We start from the raw sequence: 13,184 nt of genomic DNA, 5'->3' as shown, positions 1-13,184 counted from the left end.
ATTGTTCAATTATTAAGGTTATTGATTAAATTTTCAATTTCAATTTTGTCGTGAGTACTGAGAATTTTCTTAGCTTTCGATTTTACTTTAGAAAACTCAGATTCTAAGATTACTTTTTTTACTTTTAATAAGCTTGAAGGATGCATTGAAAAGTTAGTTAGACCAAGCCCAATAAGTAATTTAGTTAATTTTGGATCTCCTGCCATCTCACCACATAAAGACACTTCGATACCTGCTTTAGTTCCAGCGTCAATTACACCTTTGATTAGCTTCAGAAGTGCAGGATGGGACGAATCATATAGGTGTGATACGGCGTCATCTGTTCTGTCTACGGCTAATGTATATTGAATTAAGTCATTTGTCCCTATAGAAAGAAAGTCTAATTGGTTTGCAAAACTTTCCGCATCAATGGCTGCAGCTGGTACTTCAATCATTCCTCCAACTAATGTTTTGGGATTAAACTTTTTTCTTTCAGAAGTGAGAATATCTTTTGCTCTTTGAATTAATAGTTTTACTTGCCTAAGTTCGTTGTCTGAGCTGAGCATAGGTATCAATATCCTGATATCACCATAATGTGCGGCCCTTAGTAAGGCTTTGATCTGCGTAATGAATACGTCTGGCTCTGCTAGACAAAATCTGATAGCCCTAAGTCCAAGAGCTGGATTTTGATTTGTATTCGGCATATGTTCAATAACTTTATCACCGCCTGAATCAAGAGTTCTAATAGTTATAGTCTTGTTAGGTAGGGCTTTTGTTAGATTTTTATAAATTATGAACTGCTCATTTTCATCAAGCATTCGATGTTTATCCATAAATATAAATTCTGTTCTAAATAATCCAACACCTTTGGTATTATTCAAAATTACAGATTCAATATTATTGGTATCTTCAATATTTACATATAAATTCACAGGGACTTTATCAATAGTTTTTGAAGTGAGTTTTTGTAGATTAAGTAATTTTTTACTTTCTAGTTCATATAAATTTTGTTTTAATCTGTATTCGTTAATGACTTCATCAGTAGGATTAATAATTACGCAGCCATGGTCTCCATCAACAATTAAATTATCACCGTTTGAGATCAAATTTTTAGCATTTTGTGTTCCAACTACTGAGGGTATGTTTATACTTTTGGCAAGAATAGCGGTATGAGATGTTGTCCCCCCAATATCTGTAACAAAAGCAATATTATTGCTATTCTTGAATTTAAGGGCATCTGCAGGTGAAATGTCATGTGCAACGATAATCCTATTTTTATCATTTGATAATTGCTTAGATTCATGACCAATTAGATATTTAATCAGAGTTTCACATACTTGATAAACATCATTCTTTCTCTCACGAATATAGCTATTTTCAATAGAATTGAATTTAGTGATTATTTCTTCCATTTGAACTTTTAATGCCCATTCAGCATTTTGCTTTGACTTTTTTATAATCTCTAGTGGGTTTTTTGAAATTTTTGGATCATTTATGATGGCTAATTGAACATCGATAAATGAACCAAATTCATTCATCCTATTTTTTTTTAACTCTTTTTTTAAACTTAATAATTCACTTTTTAATTGCTTTATAGCTTGATTAAACCGTTTAATTTCATTTAGGATATTTTGTTCAGAAATCAGATAAGGCTCTACTTCATTTAATGCATGAGCTAGTATATAAGCTTTACCAATTGCCACGCCCGAGCTGACAGGGATACCGGAGACAATTAACAATTATTTCCCCTCACCAAATAAATTATTGATTAATTTTTCAATCGACTCGAGTGCTTTTTTCTCGTCTACTCCACTTATTTTTATTGTAAAAGAATCATGAATACCAATTGACAACATAAGTATATCCATCATGTTTTTACAATCAATTATTTGATCATTAAAGATAATTTCAATCTTAGATTTAAATTTTGTGGCCTCAGTTGATAATTTATTTGATGCTCTTGCATGAAGGCCTAATTCATTTTTTATAGTAAGATTTTTTTTGATCATAAAAAATTAATAATAGATTTGTTGCCACATTTAATGATTTCATCAACCATCATTTGTATGTCATCTGTTTTTAATGTAACGGCTTTCATCAACATTGGCAAATTCAATCCTGATATTGCATAAATATTTTCATAAGAGGTATGTTTTTTAACAATGTTGCTCGAAGATGCTCCATAGAGGTCTGTTAGGATTATGATGTCGAAATTCTTATTTTTTTTTACATATGTATCAAGCTCTTTTCTAGAAAAATCAATGTCTAATGCATTTAAAGAAATAATATCAATAATATTCTGACAATTTTTTTGTAAGTTATTTTCAACACACTCAACAAGAGATTGACCAAGATTCCCGTGAGTGATTAATAAAAATTTAAACATTGATTTCTCGATGAAAAGTGGATACATATAAGTCATTATTAGTATTTTTTATAATATTTGCAATTTCCTCTGTCATGAAAACTGATCTATGTCTTCCTCCGGTGCAGCCAAATCCAATTGCAAGATATTTTCTTCCTTGGAGCGCATATTTTTTTATTCTTGGACTTAAAAAAGATGAGATGTCGTGGATAATTTCTTTGGTCTCCTCAAGTTTTGATAAATATTCTATTAAAGGCGTATCTAACCCTGTCAGTTCTTTAAATTCATCTTTATAAAATGGGTTCGGTAATTCTCTTACATCAAAAATGAAATCGTTATCTAATGGAATTGATTTTTTATAAGCAAAAGAAGACAAGTGAATATGAAAATCTAGTTTTGAATCAATAAGGCTATTTATTTTGATATTAAGTGAAGTCAGATTTAGGTTGCTGGTATCAATATGAACAGAATCATCTTTGATCAAACTTAATATATCTTGATCTTTAACAATCGCTTCTCTTAAGCTTGTCTGATTTTTACTAAGTGGATGCTTTCTTCTTGATTCATTAAATCGTTTGATTATTTGTTCAATACTTGCCGATAAAAATATTAATTTATATGAAATTTTTAAAAGTTTGAGTTCTTCCAATATTTCTGGAAGCATTTCAATATTAAGTGTTCGACTATCAATACTTATGGCAACTGATTTAATATGATTATTTTCTAGGTCTTTGATTGCGTTTGGTAAGAGTTTAGCGGGTAGGTTATCAATGCAGTAATAGTTATTGTCCTCAAAAGTTCTTAGGGCATTAGTTTTTCCTGCTCCAGACAATCCTGTAATGATGTATAAATTCAAAATTTATTGGCTATGCTTTCTAATGAACCCCTCAGATTGATGGTGATCTTTAGTCTTTTCTTTAATTTTTATAACTTGCCTATCTATCTTGTGGATTAAATCGTCTATAACTTTATACATATCTGATCCAGAGGCATCACTGAAGATTTCATTATGCATGAGATGTAATTTACATTCTGCGATATGGTTATGATTTTCTACCTTCAAAATAAACTTTACATCAGCTATATTCTCAAAATGCCTTGTAATTTTATTAAATTTTTCATGAATTAATAATTCAAGTGCATCAGTAATTTCAATATTTTGTCCAGTGATTGTGATATCCATTTGTTTATGCGCCTTTCTTTCGTTTTGAGGCAGGAAGTATGCCTAGCTGTTCCCGATATTTAGCAATTGTTCTTCTACTAATTGTAATATTTTCTTTACCAAGAGTTAAGTGTATTTCAGAATCAGAAAAAGGTTTAAATTTATCTTCATTTTTAATAATAGTTCTAATTTTATCTAAAATAGTTTTATTAGAATTATTATTTACTTTATTTAAGAAAAAATACTTTAAGTCAAAAATACCGTGAGGCGTTTCAACGAATTTATTATTTACAATTCTACTTACAGTTGATTCATGAATTTGTAGTTCATTAGCTACGGTCTTTATATTTAAGGGTTTCTTCAGAATGTTCCCTTTTAAAAAATCTTTATGATGTGTGAAGATAAAATTGACTACTCGAATAATATTTATCTTTCTATAATTTAAATTTTTAATAAACCATTTTGCTTGATTGTATGCTTCTTTATCATTAATTTGTTCTTTTTTTAAATTAAATAATTTTAGGGACTCATAATTATTTTGTAATGAAATATTAAATTCATTACCATTATTTTTTATTATTATATCCGGAGTAATAAATTGAGAAGTATCAGAGGAAAGGTAGGCAAGTCCAGGTTTTGGGTTGAGTGAAACAATGAATTCATTGCATTCAAGAATATGGTTAACAGAACATTTAAAATCTTTTGCTATTTTTTTAAAGTTTTTATTGGCTAGTTCAACCAGATGATTTTCAATAATTTTTTTTGAATGTAAAACAATTTGATTTTGAATAAATTGGTCTAATTGAAGTTTTAGACATTCTTGTAAATTTCTTGCACCAATCCCTGGAGAGGAAATATTATTTAACTTTAGGATTATACTTTCAATTTTTTTATTAGCTTGAATAGTATCTAGTGCTAGTTCTGTCATAAAAAACTCATAGTCTTTTGTCAAATATCCATTGTCATCAATATAATCTATTATTAATCGTGCTAATAACTCATCTTCATAATCAAGGCCTAAATCAAATAAATTATTTAATAAATAATCCTTAAGACTAAGGCCATAAATACTTTTTTCTGAAATGTTTTCTTCATTATTTTCTATAGAGCGTGCGGAATAATTTAGATTAATTTTTTCTGAATCATCTAAGTGTAAATATGGATTTTTGGATAGAAAATCATAAATCAATAATTCAATTTCAATTTCATTTGATTTTAATAAAGTGACTGATTGTTCAATATTCGGGGATAATTTAAGTGAATTTTTGAGTGTTAAATGTGCGCTTAAAGCCATATTTTTTTATAAAGAGAAGTCTTGGCCTAAATAAATATTTTTTACGTTCTCATTTTCTACGATTTCATTAGGGGTGCCTGAAGTAAAAATTTTACCTTGATTAACAATGTAGGCTCTATTACATATACCGAGTGTTTCACGCACACTATGGTCTGTAATAAGAATTCCAATACCCCGTGAAGATAAAAATCTAATTATTTTTTGTATATCTAAGACTGCAATTGGATCAATGCCAGCAAATGGTTCATCAAGCAGAATAAATTTTGGGTTTGTTGCAAGACACCTGGCAATCTCAACCCTTCTTCTTTCTCCACCAGATAGGGAGATAGCGGTATTTTTTCTTATATGCTCTATTCCAAGCTCATTGAGAAGCAGATCAAGTTTAGTTTTCATATCATTTTTATTTAATCTTCTTAACTCCAAAATAGAGATAATATTCTCTTCAACATTCATTTTTCTAAAAATGGACGGCTCTTGAGGCAGATAAGCAAGACCAAGTTGTGAGCGAACATGAATTGGTTTTTTTGTTATATCAGTATTATCAACCAATATAGATCCATGCTCAGGTTGAATCAAACCAACAATCATATAAAAAGATGTAGTTTTTCCAGCTCCATTTGGCCCTAATAGACCGATAATTTCACCACTCGATATCTCTAAGGAAATATCTTGGACAACGTTTTTATTTTTATAACTTTTTTTTATATTTTGTATTCTTAATGTCGTCATTTTATTTCTTGTCAGGTCGAATAATGGCTCTTGTTCTTCCCTTTTTTACTTCTTCTCCGTTTTTTGATTTTGTGTTGCCTGACATTGCTTGTGCAAATTCTGAACTTGCATCGTACATAATATAGTCGCCAATGACTAAATCATTTCCTTTTTTAACTCGTGCTTTGCTATACAAATGTATCTTATCCATATTGCCATCATACTCAATCTTTAATGCTTGCCCTTCAATATAATCATCACTTCCCTCCATTTTTTGTTTAAAGGTTGTGGGTTTTCCTTCGGAGGTGGAGTGTTGGAACCCTTGTTTATCTTCCCTAATGATCAATTTATCACCACGAATTACTAATGTTCCTTGTTGTAAAATTACATCTCCGGAATAGGTGCTAATATTTTTTGAGTCATCAATCATCAATTCATCTGAATCAATAATAATTGGTTGATCTTTGTCAGATTTTTCAGCAAAAGAGAAGAGGGGTATAAATAATAGTATGTAAATAAATTTATTTGTCATAATGCACTTTCACTGAATCAAAGATTTTGATGAGCCCAGTTTTTTTATTATAGTTAAAACCTATTCCGTCAATCTCGATATTTGGTTCCTGAATAATTTTAATTTTCTGATCTGAAGATAAAATTTCTTGATCGGGAATAATTGTGATTTCATCAGATAATAATTTCATTACCTTTTTTGATTTGGTTTCATGCCTGATCATCTGTGCATCATTAAGCATTTTTATTTTTTCACCATTTTCAAAAATAACCCCTTTCTTACTTATCAAATCTAAAACTTTTTTCTTTTCTTCATATTTTTTAAAAACTGGTTTTTTTAAAATAGACTCATCATTGTATGAGTAATAGTTCATTAGCTCAGCTTCTAAAGAAAAATTTAAGTTTCCATGCTCGTCAGTTTGTTTTGAGACAAATTTTTTTAAAAAATAATCTGGATTATTAGATAGTTTGCTTTCTTCTATCTTTAATTCTTTTTTGACTTCATTATTGAGCCAAAATGAAATAACTGAAATTATTAAAAGTAAAGTTGTTGTAAAAAAAACTGAATATTTACTCATTGTTTATATTACTTTGTTTATCAATAAATCTTGGAAATTAATTACACCTACAAGCTCATCCTTGTAATCAACAACAACTAAACTTGATATTTTATTTTTTTCCATTAGCTCTGCTGCAGATGTTGCTAAATTATCTTCATGAATAAAAAAGGGATTTGTACTCATCCATTTTGATATTTCATCTAAAATAGATGCTTCATTTAGAAGTGATCTTCTTAGATCGCCGTCAGTAAAAATACCTACATATTTTAATTCTTCAGCAACAATGGCATAGCCTACTTTTTTTTCTGTAATTAATTTAATAGTCTGCTTAAGACTATCTTTGGGTTTCACAAGAGGAACTTCATTGATACTTCTCATAACTTCTTTAATTTTTATAAATTTATTTTTTCCCAAAGCACCACCAGGATGTGATTTTAAAAAATCTTCAGCTGTAAAACCCTTTAATTGGTATAAGGAAATAGCGATGGCATCGCCTATGGCTAACATTAATGCTGAACTTGCTGTAGGAGCTAAACCTAAAGGACATGCTTCTGTTGAGACTTTTGAAGAAATATGGTGATCAGCATATTGAGCAATTTCAGATTTTTCGTTACTTGTTATAGCAACTATTGATGCCCCAATTCTTTTTATACTCGGAATTAAGTTATAAATTTCAATGCTTTCACCAGAGTTTGATAGAAAAATAACAATATCTTCATTAGTTATCATGCCTAAATCACCATGGCTTGCTTCACCTGGGTGCATAAAAAAAGCAGGGGATCCAGTGCTGGATAAAGTCGAGGCTATTTTGCCTGCAATATGACCCGATTTACCCATTCCACTTAAAATGATTCGGCCAGCGCATTTGCTAAGTTTAATAATTATGTCTGCAAAATTTTCATCAATAAATTGTTGAGCCTTATGGATTTCTATTGATTCTATTTCTAAAACTTTTTTTGCCGAGTCGGCGATAATTTTTTTAATATCGTTCATAATAATCTTTATTATAGTTAATTAAATCTTAAATATAAATTTATTAAATGTATTCATCACTCGAATTAATTATTCTTCTTTTATTCTGTTCTGTTGGGCTAGTTGCTCTTTTACGAAATGCAAAGCTTCCGCCCATGATCGCCTACTTTCTGGTCGGTCTTATTTTAGGACCTAGTGGATTCTCTGTTTTAGCTGATTCTGAATCCAACAGACACCTAGTGGAATTTGGTATCGTCTTCTTAATGTTTACTATTGGTCTTGAGTTTAGTTTGCCCACATTAAACTCGATGAGAAAGATTCTTTTTGGAGTAGGTTTAACACAAGTTGGAATTACGCTTTTAATATCAACCATGCTAGCAATGTTTGTTGGATTGAGTTTTGTTGATGGGTTTGTTGTGGGAGCAGCCGTAACAATGTCTTCAACTGCAATAGTTTCAAAAATTTTAATGGAGAGATTAGATTTAAATACCAGGCATGGAAAATTATCCATAGGAATTTTATTATTCCAAGACTTAGCTGTTATACCAATTTTAATTTTGATCTCAACACTTTCCAATCCAAATTTTGATTTATTTCAATCATTTTCTAATGTTTTACTCAAAGCAACAGCACTATTTGTTATTGTGTTCTGGGTCGGTAAACCTATTCTTAATTGGTGGTTTGGAATTATTGCAAGGCAAAAATCAAGCGAACTTTTTGTTTTGAACGTTCTAATGGTTACTCTAATATTTGCTTATGTAACTGATTTTTTTGGACTTTCCTTCGCATTAGGTGCTTTTGTGGCCGGCATGTTGATTTCAGAAACACATTATAGATTTCAGGTTGAATCAGATATCGCTCCATTCAGAGATATTTTGTTAGGATTGTTTTTCATCACTATTGGCATGATGCTTAATTTAAGTCTGCTTTTTTCAAATATTTTTTTGATCTTATGTTTTTTAATCATTCTTATTCTATTTAAATCACTGCTTATTGCAGGTTTAATTAAAATTTTTGGTTACGAAACAGGAGTCGGAATAAGAACTGGAGTGATTTTGGCCCATGCTGGCGAATTTAGTTTTGTTATTTTGGCTTTGGCTCAACAAGAGAAAATACTAAATGATTATGTCTCTCAATTAGTTCTTGCAGTTGCTTTGCTTTCAATGTTAATCGCACCTTTTATTATTCAATTTAACGGAAGAATCGCCAGAAAATTATCTAAATCTTACTTAAAAAATAGTCAAGAAAATATAAATAATATTAAAGAGCTTAGTCAAAAATTTAATGATCATGTAATTTTGTGTGGCTTTGGTAGAAGCGGTCAATACTTATCAAGATTTCTTGCTGAGGAAAATATTCCTTATATCGCTGTTGATATCGACATGTCAAGAGTAAATGATGCTGCGATTGCTGGAGAAAGTGTGGTCTATGGAGATGTAAGTAGGTTAGAGGTCCTCAAAGCTGCTGGCATTGACAGCGCTAAAGGGTTGATTGTGACCTACGCAGATGACAGAGCTTCTGAAAAAGTTTTAACTGTTGTCAGAAGTTACAATAAAGATATCCCTGTGATTGTAAGAACAATGGATGAAAGCGGTATAGAAAAAATAAGAGCTGCTGGTGCCAATGAGGTTGTTCCAGAAGTGCTTGAAGGGAGCCTGATGCTAGCATCACATGCGTTAGTAATTTTTGATGTCCCTTTGTCGAGAGTGATAAAAAAAATTAGAGAATTTCGCGAATCAAAATATAAAATTTTTAAGGGTTATTTCAAGGGCGTTTCTGATGAAACAGATGACTTAATAAACCATCATCAGCTTCATTCAATTGAGATTAAGAGTAAAAGTTTTCTTAATGGTAAATTATTATCCGATATTTCATTTGAAGAATATGGGGTCACTATTCATCATATAAGAAGACCCAACATGCTTGAAGATATAGAGCCTAGAGATGATTTAAGATTAAATACAGGTGATGTTGTTGTTGTTTTAGGCCATTTTGAAGAAATAAGGTTATTTGAAAATTATTCTTTAAATGGAAAATAATTTGAAAATCAACATCATTGGCGGTGGAATTATTGGTTGTATTCAAGCAATCGAATTAAATAAATTAGGTCACCATGTAACCATTTATGAGAGAGATACAATTGGTTCAGGGTCATCAATTTATGGTGCTGGTATCTTATTTCCACTTCTTCCAAATAATTATTCATCTGAGGTTTTTGATTTAATTGATAAATCTAAAACATACTATTTAGAATTGAGTGAAATACTTAACTCTCAATTTGGAATTGATATCGAATATATTAGATCAGGCATGACGGTTATCCTTGATGATCTGCAAGATATAGAATTATGGTTAAAAAAGAATAAATTGTCTTTTTCATCAGAAAAATTTAGATCATTTAATGCAATCACCATAGATGATGTGTATCAGATTAATCCAAAAAAATTAATTTTAGGCCTTCAAAAATATCTAGATTATCTTGATATCGAAATTTGTGAAAATAATTTAGTTAGCAATGATTTACATAATGAATTTATTGACTGTAATGGAAAAAAAATAATAGGTGATAGGTTTATTTTAGCTTCGGGGGCTTGGACTCAGGATTTGGATCATAGTATGCATAAGAAAATATACCCAGTTAGAGGCCAGCTTATTGAATATAAAAGTTCTAATGATATTAAGCTTGAACACATTTTATTCAAAGACGGCTTTTATCTTTTACAAAGAAAAAATGGATCCTTAATCGCAGGAAGCACATTAGAAAATGTGGGTTTTGATGATAATTTAACTAATCAAGATTTAGAACAGCTCAAGAATAACGCTGAGAAAATTATTCCAGAATTGCGAGAGTTAGATATTATCAATCATTGGTGTGGATTCAGACCAGGCTCAAAGGATAATATACCTATCATTGTTCAAGATAAAAAAATAAAAGAAAAATTTTATAACGTTGGCCATTATAGGTATGGAATTTCAATGGCTCCAGCTTCAGTAAATAAATTAATTAGTTTATTTTGATGAACTATCCCAATCACCAGACTTTCCGCCTGTTTTTTTTAATAACTTAATATCCGTAATTTGCATATCCTTAGAAATACCTTTACACATATCATAAATCGTAATTAATGATCCATTCACTGCTACCAAAGCTTCCATCTCAACTCCAGTTTTATGAGATGTTTTTACAGAGGCTGATGCAGTGATAGTTAAATTTTTCTCATCAAGTTGAAAATGGATATCAATGAAATCTAATGAGATTTGATGACATAAAGGAATTATGGCTTCAGTCATTTTTGCGGAATTTATTCCAGCTATTTTAGCTACCGTAAAAACATTTCCCTTTTTTATAGAATCTTTTTTAATTGCCTCTAAGATTTCAGGTGTAATATGAATAACACCAGAGGCTAATGCGGTTCGCGTTGTTGTCTTTTTATTTGAAATATCAACCATAGTTGCATTTCCATTTGTATCTAAATGAGTTAGCATTTAGTAAGCTCCTTATAGAGTATCGTATGAAATTTTCCAAGAATTTTTTTATAATTTTTTTAATAATTAGTCACCTGTCATGGGCTAACAATTTACCCGATCTTGGTGAGTTTAGTGATCAATTTATACCTCCATATCAAGAAAAAATGATTGCTAGGGAAATATTATATCAAGTTCATTCTAGTCCAGATGTAGTTCAGGATGAAGAAATAAATGATTATCTAAACTACCTCGGGGATAAATTAGTTTCTCACAGTGATACCCCTCAAAGAGACTTCACTTTTTTTGTATTAAAAGATGACTCTATCAATGCTTTTGCAATGCTGGGCGGCTTAATTGGTGTTCATACAGGTTTATTTATTAGCGCAGATAACGAATCTGAAATAGCAAGTGTCCTTGGTCACGAAATTGCTCACGTTACACAAAAGCATTTGCAAAGAGTGATTGCTAAACAGGACAGGGATAAGTATAAAAGTATTTTTCTACTTGCATTAGGCCTTTTAGCTGCCAGATCAAACCCTCAGGCTGCAGCAGGAGCGATGATGGCATCACAAGCAATGAACGTACAAAACTTTTTAGATTATACAAGAGAGCATGAGCAAGAAGCAGATCGAATTGGTATCGATATCTTGTATAAGTCAGGATATAACGTAGGTTCTGCAATTGATTTCTTCAATACACTTCAAAAGGGAAGTAGGTATTCATCATCAGCCCCATCATACTTGCGAACGCATCCAATAACTTCTGATCGTATTTCAGATATAAGTGATCGTTTAAAGGATTATCCTTATCGGTATGTAAATAATAGTAATTATTTTCATTTTATCCGTGGAAAAATTCGCGCTCTTTACTCTAATGATAATAATATAAAAATTTTTGAAAAAAATATAAAAAATAAAACTTATGTTAATTTAGAGGGAGAGCAATATGCCCTGGCTCTTGCATATCTAAAAAATAAAAATATTAATGATGCAGAAAAGATATATGTAGATTTACAAAAAGAAAAAAATCCTCTGGTTGATAATTTAAAGATTGATATATTATTGCAAAAAAATAAGGTCGAAGAGGCTAAGCAAGAACTTGAAAAGTTATTAATAAAACACCCTTTCTATAGAGCATATGTTTATCGTTTGGCAGAAGTTAATTTGTCGTTGGGTAATTATGCTGAAGTACAAGAGACAATTATGCAATATATTCTTAAATATAGGTCCGACCCTAATTTATATAAACTATTGGCGAAAGCTTACAAAGGGTTAAATAAGGATATTGAGTATCATGAAAATATGGGTGAATATTTTTATTACCAATACAATTTAAAAGATGCAATTGTTCAATTTGGTATTGCAAAAAACATACGAAGTAATGATTTTTACGCGAAGTCACGAGTAGAATCGAGATTAAAACAACTTCAATCAGAACAGCTAATGTTAGAAGAGGGGAGAAAGAAATAATTATCAATAAGTTTTACTTATCAAAAATATAACAATAATTAATTATACATATCTTTAATAATTACCTAGAATACAGATTCAATTCATTTTATTAGGAGAATTTGTATGTCTTCATTAATTAATACACAAGTAAAACCATTTAAAGCCCAAGCATTTCATAATGGTAAATTTGTTGAAGTAACAGAAGAAAAATTAAAAGGTAAGTGGAACGTTTTCGTGTTTTATCCAGCTGATTTTACATTTGTTTGCCCTACTGAACTAGGTGATGTAGCCGATCATTATGAAGAGCTACAGAAGATGGGTGTCGAAGTGTACAGTGTGTCGACTGATACTCACTTTACTCACAAAGCATGGCATGATGCGTCAGAAACCATTAAAAAAATTACATATCCAATGTTAGGTGATCCAACAGGCGCGATTTCAAGAAACTTTGACGTGATGATCGAAGAAGAAGGACTTGCTCTAAGAGGGACTTTTATTATTGATCCCGAAGGTATGATTAAAACAGCTGAGGTAAATGATTTAGGTATTGGTCGTTCAGCTGCTGATCTTGTAAGAAAAGTTCAAGCTGCTCAGCACATTGCTGCAAATCCTGGTCAAGTTTGCCCAGCATCCTGGAAACCAGGCGCTGAAACACTTGAGCCATCGCTTGATCTGGTAGGTAAGATTTAATGTAATTAGGGATTTGGTTAATGCC

General features: G+C 30.7%; 15 protein-coding genes. 4 read left to right on the top strand and 11 right to left on the bottom strand.

Features of this window, described 5'->3' with window-relative positions; all coding sequences use genetic code 11:
• Positions 1–5: 5 nt before the first annotated feature.
• From ptsP to QFA95_RS06320, 10 genes are read right to left on the bottom strand one after another with little or no spacing between them, the layout of a single operon-like run.
• Positions 6–1,718 (bottom strand): phosphoenolpyruvate--protein phosphotransferase, encoded by a 1,713-nt coding sequence (gene ptsP, locus QFA95_RS06365; protein ID WP_486462686.1) that lies wholly within the window; start codon positions 1,716–1,718, stop codon positions 6–8.
• On the bottom strand, positions 1,719–1,988 hold the full coding sequence (locus tag QFA95_RS06360; RefSeq protein WP_486462685.1) for an HPr family phosphocarrier protein: 270 nt from the start codon (positions 1,986–1,988) through the stop codon (positions 1,719–1,721).
• The gene (locus tag QFA95_RS06355; protein ID WP_486462684.1) at positions 1,985–2,365 is read right to left on the bottom strand and encodes a PTS sugar transporter subunit IIA; all 381 of its coding nucleotides are present in this window, start codon (positions 2,363–2,365) and stop codon (positions 1,985–1,987) included. The genes QFA95_RS06360 and QFA95_RS06355 overlap by 4 nt, the downstream gene beginning before the upstream one ends.
• The gene (gene rapZ / locus QFA95_RS06350; RefSeq protein ID WP_486462683.1) at positions 2,358–3,200 is read right to left on the bottom strand and encodes an RNase adapter RapZ; all 843 of its coding nucleotides are present in this window, start codon (positions 3,198–3,200) and stop codon (positions 2,358–2,360) included. The genes QFA95_RS06355 and rapZ overlap by 8 nt, the downstream gene beginning before the upstream one ends.
• Positions 3,201–3,203: 3 nt before the next feature.
• Positions 3,204–3,527, bottom strand: a complete 324-nt coding sequence (gene hpf, locus QFA95_RS06345; protein WP_486462682.1) for a ribosome hibernation-promoting factor, HPF/YfiA family — start codon at positions 3,525–3,527, stop codon at positions 3,204–3,206.
• 4 nt (positions 3,528–3,531) lie between these two features.
• On the bottom strand, positions 3,532–4,800 hold the full coding sequence (gene rpoN / locus QFA95_RS06340) for an RNA polymerase factor sigma-54 (RefSeq protein ID WP_486462681.1): 1,269 nt from the start codon (positions 4,798–4,800) through the stop codon (positions 3,532–3,534).
• Between the two features lie 6 nt (positions 4,801–4,806).
• Entirely contained in the window at positions 4,807–5,529 is a 723-nt protein-coding gene (lptB, locus tag QFA95_RS06335) for an LPS export ABC transporter ATP-binding protein (protein ID WP_486462680.1), read from the bottom strand.
• A gap of 1 nt (position 5,530) precedes the next feature.
• Entirely contained in the window at positions 5,531–6,040 is a 510-nt protein-coding gene (gene lptA, locus QFA95_RS06330) for a lipopolysaccharide transport periplasmic protein LptA (protein ID WP_486462679.1), read from the bottom strand.
• Complete coding sequence (lptC, locus tag QFA95_RS06325) at positions 6,030–6,596, bottom strand: LPS export ABC transporter periplasmic protein LptC (protein WP_486462678.1); 567 nt, start codon at positions 6,594–6,596, stop codon at positions 6,030–6,032. The genes lptA and lptC overlap by 11 nt, the downstream gene beginning before the upstream one ends.
• Before the next feature lie 3 nt (positions 6,597–6,599).
• Positions 6,600–7,571 carry a KpsF/GutQ family sugar-phosphate isomerase gene (locus tag QFA95_RS06320; RefSeq protein ID WP_486462677.1) on the bottom strand — a complete coding sequence of 324 codons (972 nt, stop codon included), beginning with the start codon at positions 7,569–7,571 and terminating at the stop codon, positions 6,600–6,602.
• Positions 7,572–7,618: 47 nt separating this feature from the next.
• Between QFA95_RS06320 and QFA95_RS06315 the strand changes: the two genes are divergently transcribed.
• Positions 7,619–9,589 carry a cation:proton antiporter domain-containing protein gene (locus tag QFA95_RS06315; RefSeq protein WP_486462676.1) on the top strand — a complete coding sequence of 657 codons (1,971 nt, stop codon included), beginning with the start codon at positions 7,619–7,621 and terminating at the stop codon, positions 9,587–9,589.
• Positions 9,579–10,568, top strand: a complete 990-nt coding sequence (locus QFA95_RS06310; RefSeq protein WP_486462675.1) for an NAD(P)/FAD-dependent oxidoreductase — start codon at positions 9,579–9,581, stop codon at positions 10,566–10,568. Before QFA95_RS06315 ends, QFA95_RS06310 begins: the two co-directional genes overlap by 11 nt.
• Here QFA95_RS06310 and moaC read toward each other — a convergent pair.
• Positions 10,560–11,036, bottom strand: coding sequence for a cyclic pyranopterin monophosphate synthase MoaC (gene moaC, locus QFA95_RS06305; RefSeq protein WP_486462674.1), 477 nt, complete (start codon positions 11,034–11,036; stop codon positions 10,560–10,562). The genes QFA95_RS06310 and moaC overlap by 9 nt on opposite strands.
• A gap of 26 nt (positions 11,037–11,062) precedes the next feature.
• Between moaC and QFA95_RS06300 the strand changes: the two genes are divergently transcribed.
• Complete coding sequence (locus QFA95_RS06300; RefSeq protein WP_486462673.1) at positions 11,063–12,487, top strand: beta-barrel assembly-enhancing protease; 1,425 nt, start codon at positions 11,063–11,065, stop codon at positions 12,485–12,487.
• Positions 12,488–12,592: 105 nt separating this feature from the next.
• The gene (ahpC, locus tag QFA95_RS06295; protein ID WP_486462672.1) at positions 12,593–13,159 is read left to right on the top strand and encodes an alkyl hydroperoxide reductase subunit C; all 567 of its coding nucleotides are present in this window, start codon (positions 12,593–12,595) and stop codon (positions 13,157–13,159) included.
• Positions 13,160–13,184 lie beyond the last annotated feature (25 nt).

This window comes from Candidatus Methylolitoribacter marinus (assembly GCF_051853155.1).
Lineage (GTDB): Bacteria > Pseudomonadota > Gammaproteobacteria > Burkholderiales > Methylophilaceae > BACL14.
The sequence above is the reverse complement of the archived record's forward strand: the minus strand, read 5'-3'. Positions and strand labels throughout refer to the sequence as shown.